General features: G+C 72.1%; 17 protein-coding genes. 9 read left to right on the forward strand and 8 right to left on the reverse strand.

The annotated features are described in order from the left end of the window. Positions 1 to 53 precede the first annotated feature (53 nt). The 4 genes from GA0115233_RS37055 to GA0115233_RS37070 all read left to right on the forward strand — a co-directional run bounded on the left by GA0115233_RS37055 (position 54) and on the right by GA0115233_RS37070 (position 4,198). Positions 54 to 1,418 carry an FAD-dependent oxidoreductase gene (locus GA0115233_RS37055; RefSeq protein WP_093724770.1) on the forward strand — a complete coding sequence of 455 codons (1,365 nt, stop codon included), beginning with the start codon at positions 54 to 56 and terminating at the stop codon, positions 1,416 to 1,418. A 130-nt stretch (positions 1,419 to 1,548) separates the two neighbouring features. After that, positions 1,549 to 2,178, forward strand: coding sequence for an FxLYD domain-containing protein (locus GA0115233_RS37060; RefSeq protein WP_093724740.1), 630 nt, complete (start codon positions 1,549 to 1,551; stop codon positions 2,176 to 2,178). 177 nt (positions 2,179 to 2,355) lie between these two features. Next, on the forward strand, positions 2,356 to 2,850 hold the full coding sequence (locus GA0115233_RS37065; protein WP_093724742.1) for a lamin tail domain-containing protein: 495 nt from the start codon (positions 2,356 to 2,358) through the stop codon (positions 2,848 to 2,850). A 208-nt stretch (positions 2,851 to 3,058) separates the two neighbouring features. Continuing rightward, complete coding sequence (locus GA0115233_RS37070; protein ID WP_093724744.1) at positions 3,059 to 4,198, forward strand: hypothetical protein; 1,140 nt, start codon at positions 3,059 to 3,061, stop codon at positions 4,196 to 4,198. A gap of 77 nt (positions 4,199 to 4,275) precedes the next feature. Here the strand turns inward: GA0115233_RS37070 and GA0115233_RS37075 are convergent, their stop codons facing one another. After that, positions 4,276 to 5,262: a hypothetical protein gene (locus GA0115233_RS37075; protein ID WP_093724746.1), complete on the reverse strand. Its 987-nt coding sequence runs from the start codon at positions 5,260 to 5,262 to the stop codon at positions 4,276 to 4,278. A 287-nt stretch (positions 5,263 to 5,549) separates the two neighbouring features. Here GA0115233_RS37075 and GA0115233_RS37080 point away from each other — a divergent pair, with 287 nt between their 5' ends. The 3 genes from GA0115233_RS37080 (at position 5,550) to tgmB (ending at position 7,260) form a co-directional block, all read left to right on the forward strand. After that, positions 5,550 to 5,873 (forward strand): DUF1232 domain-containing protein, encoded by a 324-nt coding sequence (locus GA0115233_RS37080; protein WP_093724748.1) that lies wholly within the window; start codon positions 5,550 to 5,552, stop codon positions 5,871 to 5,873. Between the two features lie 194 nt (positions 5,874 to 6,067). Further along, positions 6,068 to 6,259, forward strand: a complete 192-nt coding sequence (tgmA, locus tag GA0115233_RS37085) for a putative ATP-grasp-modified RiPP (protein WP_093724750.1) — start codon at positions 6,068 to 6,070, stop codon at positions 6,257 to 6,259. Between the two features lie 17 nt (positions 6,260 to 6,276). Beyond that, the gene (gene tgmB, locus GA0115233_RS37090; protein WP_093724752.1) at positions 6,277 to 7,260 is read left to right on the forward strand and encodes an ATP-grasp ribosomal peptide maturase; all 984 of its coding nucleotides are present in this window, start codon (positions 6,277 to 6,279) and stop codon (positions 7,258 to 7,260) included. 9 nt (positions 7,261 to 7,269) lie between these two features. Here tgmB and GA0115233_RS37095 read toward each other — a convergent pair whose 3' ends face one another. Both GA0115233_RS37095 and GA0115233_RS37100 read right to left on the reverse strand, forming a co-directional pair. Beyond that, complete coding sequence (locus GA0115233_RS37095; protein ID WP_093724754.1) at positions 7,270 to 7,479, reverse strand: hypothetical protein; 210 nt, start codon at positions 7,477 to 7,479, stop codon at positions 7,270 to 7,272. A gap of 150 nt (positions 7,480 to 7,629) precedes the next feature. Further along, entirely contained in the window at positions 7,630 to 8,079 is a 450-nt protein-coding gene (locus GA0115233_RS37100; protein WP_093724756.1) for a DUF2269 family protein, read from the reverse strand. Between the two features lie 196 nt (positions 8,080 to 8,275). Here GA0115233_RS37100 and GA0115233_RS37105 point away from each other — a divergent pair, with 196 nt between their 5' ends. Continuing rightward, the gene (locus tag GA0115233_RS37105) at positions 8,276 to 9,235 is read left to right on the forward strand and encodes a GlxA family transcriptional regulator (RefSeq protein ID WP_093724772.1); all 960 of its coding nucleotides are present in this window, start codon (positions 8,276 to 8,278) and stop codon (positions 9,233 to 9,235) included. Positions 9,236 to 9,335: 100 nt separating this feature from the next. Continuing rightward, on the forward strand, positions 9,336 to 9,707 hold the full coding sequence (locus tag GA0115233_RS37110; protein WP_093724758.1) for a hypothetical protein: 372 nt from the start codon (positions 9,336 to 9,338) through the stop codon (positions 9,705 to 9,707). Positions 9,708 to 9,743: 36 nt separating this feature from the next. Here the strand turns inward: GA0115233_RS37110 and GA0115233_RS37115 are convergent, their stop codons facing one another. The 5 genes from GA0115233_RS37115 to GA0115233_RS37135 form a co-directional block, all read right to left on the reverse strand. Then, positions 9,744 to 11,510, reverse strand: a complete 1,767-nt coding sequence (locus GA0115233_RS37115) for an ABC transporter ATP-binding protein (protein ID WP_093724760.1) — start codon at positions 11,508 to 11,510, stop codon at positions 9,744 to 9,746. Between the two features lie 40 nt (positions 11,511 to 11,550). Then, the gene (locus tag GA0115233_RS37120; protein ID WP_093724762.1) at positions 11,551 to 12,408 is read right to left on the reverse strand and encodes an aldo/keto reductase; all 858 of its coding nucleotides are present in this window, start codon (positions 12,406 to 12,408) and stop codon (positions 11,551 to 11,553) included. A gap of 167 nt (positions 12,409 to 12,575) precedes the next feature. Beyond that, the gene (locus tag GA0115233_RS37125; RefSeq protein ID WP_093724764.1) at positions 12,576 to 13,844 is read right to left on the reverse strand and encodes an ABC transporter substrate-binding protein; all 1,269 of its coding nucleotides are present in this window, start codon (positions 13,842 to 13,844) and stop codon (positions 12,576 to 12,578) included. Beyond that, a complete protein-coding gene (locus GA0115233_RS37130) occupies positions 13,841 to 14,962 on the reverse strand; it encodes a branched-chain amino acid ABC transporter permease (RefSeq protein WP_255310478.1) in 1,122 nt (373 codons plus the stop codon). The genes GA0115233_RS37125 and GA0115233_RS37130 overlap by 4 nt, the downstream gene beginning before the upstream one ends. Before the next feature lies 1 nt (position 14,963). Continuing rightward, positions 14,964 to 15,854: branched-chain amino acid ABC transporter permease (locus GA0115233_RS37135; RefSeq protein WP_093724768.1), on the reverse strand; the 891-nt coding region annotated here is incomplete at its 5' end.

Here is a 15,854-nt window from a genome sequence, read left to right on the forward strand (position 1 = left end):
TTAGCTTAGGCTTCCCGTCGAGTCGCTTGTCCTCGCTCGAAGGGAACCTGATCATGCCCCGCCCCCTGCGGGTAGCCATTGTCGGAGCCGGCCCCGCCGGGATCTACGCCGCCGACGCGCTGCTCAAGTCCGAGGTGGCCGCCGACCCCGGTGTCTCCATCGACATCTTCGAGCGCATGCCGGCCCCGTTCGGTCTGATCCGCTACGGCGTCGCTCCCGACCACCCGCGCATCAAGGGCATCATCACGGCCCTGCACCAGGTCCTCGACAAGCCCCAGGTCCGCCTCTTCGGCAATGTGGAGTACGGCGCCGATCTGCACCTGGACGATCTGCGCGCCTTCTACGACGGCGTCATCTTCTCCACCGGCGCCATGGCCGACCGCGAGCTGAAGATACCGGGCGTCGAACTGGACGGTTCCTTCGGCGCCGCCGACTTCGCGTCCTGGTACGACGGCCACCCCGACGTGCCGCGCACCTGGCCGCTGGAGGCGGAGAAGGTCGCCGTGCTGGGCGTGGGCAACGTGGCGCTGGACGTCTCCCGCATCCTCGCCAAGACCGCGGACGAGCTGCTGCCGACCGAGATCCCGCCGAACGTCTACGAGGGCCTGAAGGCCAACAAGGCCGTGGAGATCCACGTCTTCGGCCGCCGCGGCCCGGCGCAGGCGAAGTTCAGCCCGATGGAGCTGCGCGAGCTGGACCACTCCCCCAACATCGAGGTCATCGTCAACCCCGAGGACATCGACTACGACGAGGGCTCCATCGAGCAGCGCCGCTCCAACAAGCAGGTCGACATGGTCGCCAAGACGCTGGAGAACTGGGCGATCCGGGACGTCGGCGACCGTCCGCACAAGCTGTTCCTGCACTTCTTCGAGTCGCCGGTGGAGATCCTCGGCGAGGACGGCAAGGTCGTCGGTCTGCGCACCGAGCGGACCGAGCTGGACGGCACCGGCAACGTCAAGGGCACCGGCACGTACACGGACTGGGAGGTCGGCGCGGTCTACCGGGCCGTCGGCTACCTCTCCGACAAGCTCCCGAAGCTGCCGTGGGACATCGAGTCGGGCACCGTCCCGGACGAGGGCGGCCGGGTCATGCAGGAGACCGGTGAGCACCTGGACTCCACCTACGTCACCGGGTGGATCCGGCGCGGCCCGGTGGGTCTGATCGGCCACACCAAGGGCGACGCCAACGAGACCGTGGCGAACCTGCTGGACGACTTCGCCAACGGGCGGCTGCAGACACCGGGCACGCCCGAGCCGGAGGCCGTGGAGGCGTTCCTGGCCGAGCGCGAGATCCGCTTCACCACCTGGGAGGGCTGGTACAAGCTGGACGCCGCCGAGAAGGCGCTGGGCGAGCCGGAGGGCCGTGAGCGCGTGAAGATCGTCGAGCGGGAGGACATGCTCCGCGCGAGCGGCGCCTGATCCGTTACGGCACGGAAGGGCCCGGGACCGGCCGTCCCGGGCCCTTCCGCGTACGCCGAGTGGCTGCCCGGCTGCACGTCGTGCACGATGTGGCGGGGGGTCGTGAAAGCCGACGGAAGGATCACCGGCCATGCGCACAGGCCCCCAGCGACCGACAAGACCGCCCCGGAGCCGCTCGGCGGCCATGGCGCTGGCCGGGATCCTGGCGGCCGCCGTGGGCGCGGTCTCCCTGGTGTCGTGCGGCTCGGACGACGACGACAGCGGCTCGGCGCCCACGGGGAGCCGTACGCCGCCGGACACGGCGTCGTTCTCCGGCACGCTGCCCTCCGCACTGGGTTCGGCGGCCGAGTCGGTCAAGGCGTCCCTGTCCGCGCGGGCGTCGTCGGCCTCGGCGCGCGCCTCCGAGTTCGAGGCGTCGGTCTCCGCGGAGGTGGCCCGCGCCAACGCCGCCGCGCAGGAGCAGTTGAAGGACGTCGAGGGCCAGGGCAACGCCATGGCCGACGTCTCGCTACGCGGCAAGCCCCGGGCCGACACCGGCGGACTTCTCGCCGTCGTCGTCAGCATCACCAACAGCACGGACGAGACCGCCTCCTACGCCGTCCAGGTCGACTTCACCGACTCCGACGGCAAGGTGGTGGAGACCCGTTACGTCGGCGCGGAGGACCTGGAGCCCGGCGAGCGCGTCACCCCCATCGCCATCAGCCGCAAGCCCCCGGAGCCACCACTGACGGCGAAAATCGCCAAGGCGCAACGCTACTGAGGCAGTTGCCGTCCCGCGGCGGCGGGATGTCGTCCAGCGGGAAGACCTGATCGAAAGGTCTTCCCGCTGGACCGTTTTGTGAACGGTTCCGACCCATCGACCCCAACGGACCCCAGCAGTCCGCGGCATGCATATGATCGGGTCTCTTCACTGAACCTTCACAAGGGGGGCTTCGTCATGCGCATACGCATACTTCTGGGGGCGACGGCCGCCGCGGGCACGCTGGTCGCACTCACCGTGGTCCCGGCCCAGGCCGCCGAGTACACCTCGGCGCTGAAGATCAAGGGTGTCCAGTACGACGCGCCGGGCCGTGACTCCAACAACTGCGCGACGGGCAACTCCAAGTCCGAGTACCTGGAGATCAAGAACTACTCGTCCACCAAGACGGTCAACCTCAAGGGTTACGTCGTCAAGGACGCCATCGGGAACAGGTTCACCTTCACCGCGAACCACTACCTGCAGCCCGGTGACCGGATCAAGCTGCGCGGCGGCCACGGGACCGACTCCGACGCCAAGAACGTCGTCTACCGCGACAACTGCAACTTCATCTGGAACAACGACAAGGACACCATCTACCTGAACAAGCCCACAGGCGCGCGTGCCGACTCGCACAAGTACACCAAGAGCGGTTCCGACCCGGACGGCAACGGCTACATCAGGTACCACGGCTGACCGTGTGCGCAGGGCCCGCCCCAATGCGGATGGTGGGCGGGCCCCGCGTACCGGCCATTGTCATGAACGGAGCCGCCTCGGACCACGAGTGAACGGCATCCGGCCGGTGCGGTCCGCACACACCCCGTGTGCGGGCCCCCGGTGACAGGGAACCGCTCCCAGGCCCCGATACTGGACGGAGCACCTGCCCCCGTCGCCCCCAGGACTCATGCCCAGCACGCCGAACGTCCGCCCCACCGCTCCCCCCACCGTCTGGCTGGCCCGCGGCCGGCACACCGGCTCCAGTGCCGCCGAGGAGGTGGTACGGCAGTGCCTGCGGCGGCGCAAGGACGACGGCGGCATCGACGACTTCGCGGAACCGGCCGCGGAACAGCGCGAGGACCAGCGCGTGTTCGAGGCCCGCTCACGGGTCGAGGGCTCGACCGTGACGGTACGGGCCCGGCTGGCCCTCTCCGGCAGCGGGGACTGGGTGCTGGCCGCCGAGGCGGAGCGGCCCTGGGATCCCCGCTGGCCGTCGCCCGCCGAGTCCTTCTGGCCGTCGGAGCCGGACGCCGGGTGGGACCGGGACCCGGCCACCGGAGCGCGCCTGGGCGGCCTCGACCCGCTGCCCGACGACGACAAGGCCATGCGGCGCCTGCTGAAGGACGCCACCGGTGACGGCTGGGCCGTCCATGTGGTCGTGCACGAGGCCATGACCACCGACCAGCGCGGACAGCGGCCCCTCGGCGCGATGCTGCCGCCGGGACTGCGGCACCGGGTGGTGGAGCACCGCGCCGCCCCGCACCAACTGCGCACGCTGAACTGGGCGCTGCGCGGCACCGGCGTGGAGGTACCGCGCGGCGGCGCCGTCGTCCTGCCCGGCTCCCCCGTCCCGCCGGACTACGACGCGGCCGCGTTCTCCGTGCGCACGGTCTTCCTCGACGGCACCGAACCGGCCGAGCTGATCGCCGCCGTCACCCGGTACGCGGCGCTGGACCGCCCGCTGCCGGAGGGCGCCGAGGACGCCGTCACCGCGCTGCGCGAGCGCTGGACCCTGCTCACCGTCGAGGAGGAACTCGCCCGCGAGCGCGCCCTGGTGGCGATGTACGCCGAGGCGCTGGAGGCGATGACGAAGTCCCGGGACCTGTACCGGGAGGCCGCGGAACGGGCCCACGAGGCGCTCGCCGCCTACCGCGAGTCGGCCCAGCTCCCGCCCCCACGGCAGCCCTCGTCCGAGGGGTCACCCCTCCAGTCCCTGACCCGCACCTTCACCCGTTTGAAGGAATCCGCCCTGTCCCTGCGCCCCAGCCCGACGCCAGAGCCCTCGCGGGGCTCGGAGCGCTCCGAGCACAGCCCGGACACGGTCTGACGGAAGTCGTCGTACGGGCCGGCGCCCGGAGGCCCTGTGACAGGGCCTCCGGGCGCCGGACGCGCGCTGTCCGACCGTCACTCCGGACCGGCGCTCACCCCTGCCGGTGCACGCGGCGCCGGCTCCTCGGGCGTCGCCTTCTCCACGGGCGCGGGTGCCGTCCGCGCCCGTGCCCGTCCGGGTGCCGTCACATGAGCCAGAAGGCCCGTCAGGGCCACCACCGCCGCGCACGCCGCGGTCAGGGCCGCGGCCCAGGACGGGGCGAGCGTGAGGTCCAGGGAGCGGGACAGGGGCGCCAAGGGCAGCCGGTCGTCGAGGAGTTGGGCCGCGGCCAGGGCCGCCGGGAGCAGGGCCGCGGTCACCAGGAACGGGGCGGTGGTCCGCAGCGTCAGCAGCAGGGCCACCGCCAGGCACGCCACCGACAGACCCAGGGCCAGGGCGTAGACCCGCAGGCCGAAGCCCTCCGGGCGGAGCGGGAAGTACGCCACCGCGCACACCACCAGGGCCGCCACGGTGAGCCGGCCGGTCCAGATGGGCGGCCGGACCGGGCGCGGGGGCGCCGCGGGCGGCTCCGGCGGCGCGTCGGGGGTCGAGAGACCGTCGCGTTCCGCCGACAGACGCCGGATCAGTTCGACGAGTTCCTCCACCGGACGCCCGGTGGCCGCCGCGCGCACCACCAGCCGCCCGCAGTGCGGCTGCAGGTCGGTGCGGTGCAGCAGGCCCACCAGCCGCGACACGTCCTCGACCGGGCGCCGCTCGGCGGCGGCGCGGATCGTCTCGTCCGCGCCCTCGGCGGTGCGCGGCGGCCGGGTGAGCAGGTCGACCAGGCGGGTCACGTCCTCCACGGAGCGGTCCACACCGACCGTACGGAGTGCCTGAACGGTGGAGCCGGCGTGCTCGGGCGAGCGCTCCAGCAGGGTGATGAGCCGGGCGACGTCCTCCACGGGCCGGTCGGCCACGGCGGCGTGCAGCAGCCCGCCCACGGGGTCGCCGTCGGCGGCCTCGGAGGGGGCAGTGGGTATGGCGGGGTCGTTGGAACTGGGTGATGAAGAGCGGGTGGTCATGCAGTGCTCCAGAGAGGGGTGCGCTGCCGCTGCTGCGCCCCGAAGCGACACGCGACTGTACGGAGTCCATTACTAAGCGTTGCCAAGCGGAACCGCCACCGGAGTACGCCAGAGGTATGAGTCGCCTCCCAGCAGACCCTCCCGGCAGCCTGAGCCACCGCTTGGTCAGATGTGCGATTGCTCCGGTTGCCGCAGTGCGGCCATAGCCGCGCCGGAGCAGGGAATCCGTTGGATGAGGCGTGCGCGCCGCGGGCTCCCGCGCGCGCCCTAGGGACGAGGAGGGCTCGGTGGAATCGACCACAGCGGTGATCGTCGGCGCCGCCGTCCTCGCGGCCGGTCTGCTGGCCGTGGCGACTGCGGTGCTGGTCCGGCTGGTGCGGACCCGGCGCAGGCTGCGCCGTGCGGGCCTGCCGACCGGGCCGCGCTGGGTGTTCTGGGGCGCCCTCGCGTACTTCGTGCTCCCGGCCGATCTGCTGCCCGATCCGGTGTACTTGGACGACATCGGCGTACTTCTGCTCGCCCTGCGTGCCTTGCGTGGATCCGTCGACCGGCGTGGTCCGGGGACGCCGTCGGAGCCGGTCGGGGCCAGTCGCCGCGGGGATGCCGTCTGAGCCGTTCGTCGGTCAACGGGCCTGCTGGGAGCGGTAGTCGGGCGGTCGATTCGTCGACAGTCACGGAGAGTAAGGAAACCAACCACTCGTTCGATTCGTATAAGTGGGTGGAAGCCGAAGGAAGTCGGCGGACCGAGTGACGTCCCAGGGTGGGCGGCGCGCTCGATCGAAGTAGCACCGGCGAGGGAGAGACGATGCAACCGTTCGCGCTCAACTACGCACGTCCGGCAGTGGACGCGCAGGTCACGGCCGGGTACGCCTACGATTCCGGACTGCAGTTGAACGTGACTCCGGACGGGCGGATCGCCGCACGCGACCACGCCCTGCTGAGAGAGCTGGGCACCACGACCTCCACGGCGGGTTCGAAGACCCACTTCGACGACTGAACGCGGACCCCGCCACCATGACCGTGTTGATTCTGACCACCGAAGAGGACGTCACCGCCGACATGGTGGTGGTGCACCTCAACGCCGGTGCGGTGCCGGTGGTCCGGCTCGACCCAGCCGATCTGACCGAGGGCGCCGCGCTGTCCGGCGAGTATGTGCACGGCGCCTTCCGGGGCCATCTGTCGTCCGGGGGGCGGCTGGTGAGCCTGGACGGGCTGCGGTCGGTGTGGGTGCGCCGACCGGGGGTACCGGCCGCGCGCGCCGCGCGGCCGTCGGCCTGGCTCACCGAGGAGTCGGCGCAGGCGCTCTACGGCATGCTGCGTGCCACGGGCGCCCGCTGGATGAACGACCCCGACGCCGCGCACCGGGCCCGGCACAAGCCCTGGCAGCTGCGGCTGGCGCAGAGCTGCGGGCTGCCGGTGCCGGCCACCCTCATCACGACGTTCCCGCAGGCGGCGCGGGAGTTCGCCGAGCGCTACCCGGATCTGGTGGTCAAGCCGGTCTCCGGTGCCCATCCGCAGGATCCGCCGCGGGCGGTGCCGACCAGCAGGGTCGCTCCCGACGCCGACTTCTCCGCCGTGGCCTACGGCCCCACCCTGCTCCAGCGGCGCGTCGCCAAGCGGGCGGACATCCGGCTCACGGCGGTGGGCGAGCGGCTGCTGGCGGCCCGGATGCCGGTGGCGGCGGACGCCGACCCGGACGAGGTGGACGTCCGGTTCGCCCGGGCCGCCTCGCCCTGGGAGCCGGTGGAGGTGCCGCCGCGGCTCGCCGAGAGTGTGCGCGGCTATCTGCGCGAGGCCCAACTGGCCTACGGTGCCTTCGACTTCGTCGAGGACGCCGACGGGACCTGGTGGTTCCTGGAGTGCAACCAGTCGGGGCAGTTCGGGTTCGTCGAGGTGGACACCGGCCAGCCGATAGCGCGGACCATAGCCGAGTGGCTCTCCCGGCCGGCCGTGCCCCGGCAGGCGCGGTTCAGGGGCGCGGACTCGGCGGTGTGCTGAGGGCCCGGGTCAGCGCTGCGGCCCGGGCGGCAGCGCCGAGCGCTGCCATCCGGTCCCCGGCTGGGCCGGGCGCTCGGCGGGCAGCGGACTGAAGGACTCCAGCGGCTGCATGACGAACTCCAGCTCCCTGCTCACGCGTTCGGCCTCCCGCCGCACCTGCGAGGGAACGTCGCCTCGTTCCGAGATCAGTCGGTCGTAAATGGGAGAATCCTGGAACACCCGTCAACGCGCCTTTCGTGTCGCGGCCCATCCGCATGGGCACGACCGCCGAGTGTAGGCGCCCCGGCACACGCGCGTGCTAATCAGGGGACCGCCATTGACGAGGCAGGACCCGGCGCTACGGCGCATTCGGGGGCGCGCGCGACCCGCTCAGGCGCCGGTGGTGGAACCCGGCCGGACGATCATCAGGACGGTGACCGTCGCCCACAGCAGGTTGAAGACGCCGGTGAACATGGCGAGTTGGACGGTCCCGGACCGTTCGACCGGCTGTTCGGCGGCGAGTTGCTCCACGATCTCGTCCTGCCGGGGCAGAACGAAGGCGACCAGGATTCCGGCGGCGACCGCGGTCAGGGTGATGGAGGTGATGAGCCAGGCGTCACCCAGGACACCCATCGCCGCGCCGGTCGCGAGACCGAGCAGTGGAACGGCGATGCCGATGCCGGAGTAGACCCTGCAGATCCGGTGCAGCAGCCGGACGGTGTTCAGCCGGCCCTCCCGGTCGGTGCGCGCGGCCGGTGGGAACATGCTGGCGGCGACGGTGACCGGGCCGACGGCCACGATCGCGGCCAGGACGTGCAGGGTGAGCAGGAACTTCGTCATCGCGGGGCGTCCGCCTCCGTGCCTCGGGGGTGCTGGGGTACGCGGCCACGCTAGGAGCTGCCCGGACGGTCTCCCAGAGGCGAAAGTGACAGCTTCCAACGGGTTCTCGCCAACCGCCGTGGACTGACTTCTTGGACGGGGAAGCGGCTGGACCTGGCTTTCTTCCTCTGGCGGGAATCCGCTTATGGTGGTTGCCATGCACACCGTGGCGATCCTTGCCCTCGATGACGTGGTGCCGTTCGACATGGCGGCGCCCATGCAGGTGTTCGACTGGACCCGGCTGCCGGACGGCCGCCCCGCCTACCGGGTGCGCCTGTGCGCCGAGACCCCGGAGGTGCGCGCCGACTGCGGCTTCGGACTGCGGGTCGACCGGGGCCTGGAGGCGCTGGAGGACGCGGACACGATCATCGTGCCGGGCCGTGCCGAGGGTGCCCCGCCCGCCTCACCGGCCGTGGTCGCCGCGCTGCGCCGGGCGGCCGAGGCCGGTACCCGGATCGCGTCGGTGTGCGTGGGCGCGTTCGTGCTGGCGGAGGCCGGGCTGCTGAACGGGCTGCGGGCCACGACGCACTGGATGGCCGCCGACCTGCTGGCCCGCGGCTACCCCGAGGTGGAGGTGCAGCCGGACGTGCTCTACGTCGACAACGGCCAGATCCTCACCTCCGCCGGGGCCGCCGCCGCCCTGGACATGTGTCTGCACATGATCCGCCGCGACCTGGGCTCGGCGGTCGCCGCCGACGCGGCCCGGATGTCGGTGATGCCGCTCGAACGGGAGGGCGGGCAGGCCCAGTTCATCGTCCACGAACACCCGCCGGTGCCCCGCGGCTCGACCCTGGAGCCCTTGCTCGACTGGATCGAGGACCACCTGTCGGAGGACATCACCCTGGCGTCGATGGCGGCCCGCGCGGGGATGAGCGAACGCACCTTCGGCCGCCGCTTCCGCGAGCAGACCGGCACGACCCCTTTGCAGTGGCTGCTGCGGGCGCGGGTGCGCCGGGCCCAGTACCTGCTGGAGAACTCCGACCACTCGGTGGAGCGCATCGCCGGACAGGCCGGTTTCGGCTCGGCGACCGCCTTCCGGGAACGGTTCCGCAAGGTCGTGGGCACCACCCCGTACGCCTACCGGGCGGCCTTCACCACCAGGACTCCGGGGAGCTGAGCGGGTTTCGAACAGACCGGGTGATAAATCACCCGCGTCCCCCGGGGGCCGCTCGCCGTTGAGCAGGGCGCATTGCCCATCGCACGGACGGTGTACACCCATGAACTGCTCCAGCCGCCTCCTCTCCACCCTCTACATCGCCACCAGCTCCGGGCTCGCCTGGACGGCGGTCCTCGAATACCTCTACGGGCCGATGTGGGCCGCGTGCCTGTTCGCGGCCGCCGGCATCGTCCCGGTCATCGCGGTGGTGCGCGAGAGCGTCATCGGTGACCAGCGCCGGGCCCTGGCGGAGTGGTCCGCACGGGCCGCGGCGCCCGTCCCGGCCCCCGTCGGACCGGACCCGGACGCCGCCGAGGACATCGTCCGTGCCGAACTGGACGGCGCCTGCTGCGAGCGCTGGTGGACCAGCCTCGGCAACGACCACGACCGCACCTGCCGCCACCACATCCGCCGCAGCAGCAGCGCGGCCTGACGCTCTCGCCACCGGGGCGGAAACGGTTGCGCAGGCTCAGGCGACCTGGCCGCTGTGCAGGGCCGCGTAGGCGCCGCCCCGGAGCAGGAGTTCCTCGTGGGTGCCGGTCTCCTCGATCCGGCCGTCGGCCATCACCACGATGCGGTCGGCGCCGCGCACGGTGGACAGCCGGTGCGCCACGACGAACGTGGTGCGGCCGCGCATCAGCCGGGCGAGCGCCTGCTGCACCAGCGCCTCCGAGCGGGTGTCCAGGGCCGAGGTCGCCTCGTCCAGGATCAGCACCCTCGGGTCGCGGATCAGGGCGCGGGCGATGGCCAGGCGCTGGCGCTGCCCGCCGGACAGACGGGCGCCCCGCTCCCCCACCAGCGTGTCCAGTCCCTGCGGCAGCCGGTCGACGAACTCCAGCGCGTTGGCGTCCCGCAGGGCGGCGCGCACGCTCTCCTCGTCGGCGTCGTCCATGCCGTAGGCGACGTTCTCCCGGACGGTGCCGTCGAAGAGGATCGACTCCTGCGGGACGACCGAGACGAAGCGCCGGTAGGTGCGCAGGTCGAGGGTGGTCATGTCGGTGCCGTCGAGCAGGATCCGGCCGCCGGTCGGGCGGATGAAGCCGATGACGAGGTTGAGCACGGTGGACTTGCCCGCGCCGGAGGCGCCGACCAGCGCGATCGTCTCCCCCGGCGTGACCGTGAGGCCGAAGTCGCGGACGGCGGCCCGGTCCTCGTCGTAGGCGTGGGTGACGTGCTCGAAGGTGACGGCGCCGCGCAGCGCGGTGAGTTCGGTCTTGCCCTCGTTGTCCTCCAGTTCGGGCGCCTGGAGCACCTCGCCGACGGAGCGCACCGACTCCAGGCCCTTGGTGATGACCGGGGCGAGGCCGGCGAGGGTGGTGGTGGAGTTGGTGAGGGTGGTCAGGAAGGCGCTGAGCATGACCACGTCGCCGGGGGTGACACCCCAGACTCCGTAGTACGAGACCAGGGCCGCACCGGCGAGGACGAGCACGCCGACCACGTTGAGGACCACCCAGGACAGCGAGCCGAACCGGCCGTTGACCAGGTCCAGGCGCATCCCGGAGGCCAGCAGCCGGTGCAGGGTGCCGTCCATGCGGCGCAGCGCCTTGCGCTCCAGGCCGTGGGCGCGGGTGACGGGGATGAGCCGGGTCATCTCGGTGACCTGGGAGGAGAGGGTCTCGACCTCGTGCCGGAAGTGTTCGTTGTGGCTGCGCAGCCGTGCCCGCAGCCTGGCGACGACGAGCGCGGCGACGGGCACCACGACGAGGAAGACGGGCAGGAACTCCGGGGTGCGCACGCCGATGATGACGAGGCCGCCGACGAGCACGGTGGTGGCGCCGAGCCCGAGTTCGGCGGTCTGCTGCACCATCTGCTCCACCGTCTCCACATCGCGCACCACCTTGGCCTGGAGCACTCCGGCGCTGACCCGGGAGTGGTAGCCGATGGAGAGCTGCTGCATACGGGTGCACAGCGCGGAGCGCAGGGTGGTGCCCATGCGGCGGACGCTGCCGTAGAGCAGACGGACGTAGAGCACGTGCAGCGGGTAGTTGACCACCAGGATGAACAGGATCAGGCCGGTGCTGAGCCACAGACGGCCGATCGGGTGGTGGGCGACGACGGTGTCGATGATCTCCGCGGTGATCAGCGGCAGCAGCCAGACGGGGCTGTGCTTGACGGTGAACACGCCGACCGCGCCGATGAGTCGGCGGCGGTCGGCGCGCAGCAGGTAGCCGAGGGTGCGGACCGGGTGTTCGCCCCGGTAGCGGTGGTCGAGGGGTCTTTCCAGCGGCGAGGCCACGGGCGGTGATCCTTTTCGGGGTCCGGCGGGGTGCGAGCGGCTACACCGCGTCCAGCGCGGCGATCTCCTCGGCCGTGAGGGTGAGGTCGGCGGCGGCGACGGAGTCGCGGATCGTCTCCGGGCGGCTGGCGCCGGGGATGGGGACGACGACCGGGGCCTTGGCGAGCATCCAGGCCAGGCAGACCCGCTGCGGGCTCACCCCGCGGGCCTCGGCGACGGCGGCGAACGGCGCGTAGGCGGAGCCCAGTTCGCGGGCGCGGGAGATACCGCCGAGGGGGCTCCAGGGCAGGAAGGCGATGCCGAGTTCGGCGCACAGGCGCAGTTCGGGCTCGCTGGAGCGGAAGGCCGGGGAGAACTGGTTCTGCACGGAGACCAGCCGGCCGCCGAGGATCTCGTCGGCCTCACGGATCTGGTCGGGGTTCGCGTTGGAGATGCCGGCCATCCGGATCTTGCCCTCGTCGAGCAGTTCCCGGATCGCGCCGACGGACTCCGCGTACGGCACGCGCGGGTCGGGGCGGTGGAACTGGTAGAGCCCGATGGCCTCCACGCCCAGTCGGCGCAGGGACGCCTCGCAGGCCCGCTTGAGGTACTCGGGGCGGCCGTCCAGGGTCCAGCTGCCGTCGCCGGGGCGCAGGTGGCCGCCCTTGGTGGCGACGAGCACGGCGCCGCCGCGGTCGTGGGAGGCGAGGGCCTTGGCGATCAGGGTCTCGTTGTGGCCGACCTCGTGGGCGTCGCGGTGGTAGGCGTCCGCGGTGTCGATGAGGGTGACACCGGCGTCCAGGGCCGCGTGCAGGGTGGCGAGGGAGCGGGCGGTGTCGGGGCGGCCCTCGATGGACATGGGCATCGCGCCCAGTCCGACGGCGCTGACGTCGATGTCACCGATGCGGCGGGAGTGCATGGGGTAGTGACCTCTTCCGGATCTCACGCGGAGTGCGAGGGGACACTCAAGCGTGGCTGCCGGACGGGTCGCGGGTCCAATAGAGGATGGAGAACGCATTCATCGTTGGCGGCGCTGAATCCCGGTCCGCGGCGCCGCCGGGGCACCGCGGACCGGGTGATGCGCCGTCAGTTCTTGGCGGCCAGGTACTCCTTCACTCCGGGTGCCTCGTGCGCGTCCTCGACGTTCACCATGGCGCCGACGGCCTTGGCGTCCGGCCTGAGCACGTAGGTGGCCGAGCTGGCCGGCTTGGCCATGTCGGAGAAGTCCTGCGGGCTGCCCAGACCGGTGTCGATGTCGTTCTGCGAGCGGTGCGCGGCGACCACGTCCTCGCGGGCGAGGCTGCCGTTGTCGCAGGCCTTCTTCAGGTCGGCGCCCATGAGCTGGGCGGCGTTGTAGCCGGAGAGCACACCGGAGTCGACCAGGGCGCCCGGGTACTTCTTCTGGTAGGCGGCGACCATCTTCTGCACGCCGGGCACGTCGGCGCTGACGGCGGGGGCGGCGCTGACGACGTTGAGCATGGCCTCCAGGGCGGCAGCGGCGGGGGTGTCCATCAACTGAGGTGCGAATCCGGGGGCGCTGCTGACGACGGGCACCTTCAGTCCGCGGGAGGTGGCGACACCGACCAGGGAGGCGGTCTGGGCCGGTCCGGCGCTGATCAGGATGGCCTTGACGCCCTCCTTGCGCAGCGCGGAGACCTGCGCGGACAGATCGGTGTCGGTGGCCTTGATCTTCTGGCCGACGACCTTCATCCTGGCCTTCCCGGCCGCCCAGGTGGAGCCTTCGAGCGCGTTGGCGCCGTAGTCGCCCTCGAAGTAGACGTGACCGATCTTGTCGCCCTTCTTCAGGCCCTTGGTGCGGGTGAGGAAGTCGACGGCGGCGATCATGTCGAGGTCGTACGTGGTGCCGATGACCTGCACGGCGTCCTTGCCGAGCAGGGAGGCGGCCCAGGCCTGCGGGAAGGTGAGCACCTTGTCCCGCTCGATGTCGTCGAGCAGGGCGGCGACCACCGGCGAGCCGATGACCTGGGGCAGCGCGACCACGTCCGGGGAGATGTCGGCGTAGGCGGTGACCGCCTTCTGCACGTCGTAGCCGTGGTCCTTGACCACGATCTCGATCTTGCGGCCGCAGATCCCGCCCTTGGCGTTGGTCTCGTCGGCCCACATCTGCTGGGCCTGCACGATGGACTTGCCGAGGGTGGCGTACGGGCCGGTCAGGTCGGTGAGGGCGCCGAGCTTGATGGTCTTGTCGGTGACGCCGGGTCCGGCCTTGACGCCGTCGGCGCCGTCCGCGGCGCTGCCGCCGTCCCCCTTGGAGCTGCATCCGGTGCCGGCCAGCAGCAGGGCCGCGACGGCGGCGGCCAGGACCGTCCTGGTGCGGTGAGTCGGGTGGTTCACGGTGTCGGCTCCTTGGCTCGTACGGCTGAGGCGGGTGAGGGGGTCGGGGTCGCGGGGTCCGCGTCCTTGGCGGCGGAGCGCCGGCTGCGGATCCGGGCGCGGGTGCGCCTGAGGAGTCCGTGCAGTCCGTCGGGGGCGAAGAGCAGGATCAGGACGATCGCCGCCCCGTAGAGGTAGCGGGCGGCCTCGGTGGGGCCGACCACGCCGTCGGTGGTGCCGGGGGCGGCCACCAGGGGGAGCTGGTCGGCGTACCGGGTCATCAGCAGGGGCAGCGCGGTGACGAAGACGGCGCCCGCGGTGGCTCCGGCGACCGAGCCGAGGCCGCCGATGACGATCATGGCGAGGTAGTCGACGGAGAGGGCGAGGGCGAAGTAGTCCGGGACGACGCGGCGGAAGGCGAGGGCGAGCATCACTCCGGCCAGGCCCGCGTACATGGAGGAGACCACGAAGGCCGCCGAGCGGTAGCGGGCGATGTGCACGCCCATCACCGCGGCCGCGGTCTCGCTGTCCCGCAGCGCCACCAGGGCCCGGCCGGGGCGTCCGCGCAGCAGTCCGCGTGCGGTGAACCAGGTCAGCGCGAACAGCGCGAGGCCCAGGTACCACAGCCGTTCCTCGGCGCCGAACGGCACGCCCAGCACGGTCAGTTCGGGGTCGGCGCCGGTGAAGGTGAACCCGCCGATCTCCAGCGGCGGCACCGAGCGGCCGTTGAAGCCGCCGGTGACGGAGTCCGCGGTGAGCAGGACGTGGTGGCCGAGGAAGACCAGGGCGAGGGTGGCGACGCCCAGGTAGATGCCGCGCACCCGGCCGGCGACGGGGCTGAACAGTCCGCCCGCGGCCCCGGCGAGCAGCACCGCGAGGACGAGCGCGAGCACGGGTGGCAGCCCCGGGCCTGGCTCTCCGGCCAGCCAGACGTATCCGTACGCGCCGACGGCGAGGAAGAAGGCGTGGCCGAGGGAGAGTTGGCCGGCCGTGCCGGACAGCAGGCCCAGTCCGACGGCGCCGACGGCGGCGGCCATGGAGAACAGGCCGATGCGCAGCCAGAAGGCGTCGAGGTAGAAGGGCAGCGCGCAGAGCAGGAGGACGAGCAGGGCGGTTCCGGCGCGGTAGCGGCGCAGCAGCTCAGACACGGGCCGCCCCCTTCGCGCCGAACAGCCCGTTGGGCCGTACGAGGAGGACCAGGACCATCACGGCGTACGGCGCGACATCGCCGAACCCCTCGCCGAGGACGTGCAGTTCGGTCTGGTATCCGGCGACCAGGGCCTCGGTCAGCCCGATCAGGAGGCTGCCGGCGAGGGCGCCGGGCGGTGAGGCCATGCCGCCGAGGATGGCCGCGGGGAACGCCTTGAGGGCGATCTGCCCGGTCGTGCGCTCAAGTCCCGGCGCCGGGAAGGCCGCGAGGAACACCGCGGCGAGTGCGGCGAGGCCGCCCGCCAGGCACCAGGCGAGGGTGCGCATCCGCACCAGCCGTACGCCCATCAGGGCCGCCGCTTCCAGGTCCTCGGCCGAAGCCCGCAGCGCCAGGCCCCAGTTGGTGTACCGGAACAGGGCGAAGACCGCGCCGATGACCACGGCGGAGACCACGATCGCGGCGAGGCGGCTGTCGGCGACGGTGATGGGGCCGAGTCCGCTGACCGAGTCGCCCCAGGGGTCGCCGAGGGTGAGCAGGTCGCCACCGATGCGCCGGGACAGATCGGTGAGCAGGACGATGTCGACGCCGATGGTGACGATGGTCTGCACATGGGCGGCCTGCGGGTCCTGTTCGCCGGCCTGGAGCAGGAAGCGGTCCATCAGCCCGGCCACGGCGGCGGTCGCCAGTACGGCCACCGCGAGGGCGCCCGCGAAACCGAGGTCCTCGTGCAGGACGGCCGTGAGGTAGCCGCCGAGCAGGAGCAGGGAACCGTGGGCGAAGTTGATGACGCCGGAGGCCTTGAAGATGATGACGAACCCGAGGGCGACCAGGGCGTAGACCGAGCCCAGCGCGAGGCCGTTGAGGACGTTGTCGAGGAAGCC

The sequence above is a fragment of the Streptomyces sp. DI166 genome (genome assembly GCF_900091315.1).
GTDB lineage: Bacteria > Actinomycetota > Actinomycetes > Streptomycetales > Streptomycetaceae > Streptomyces > Streptomyces fuscus.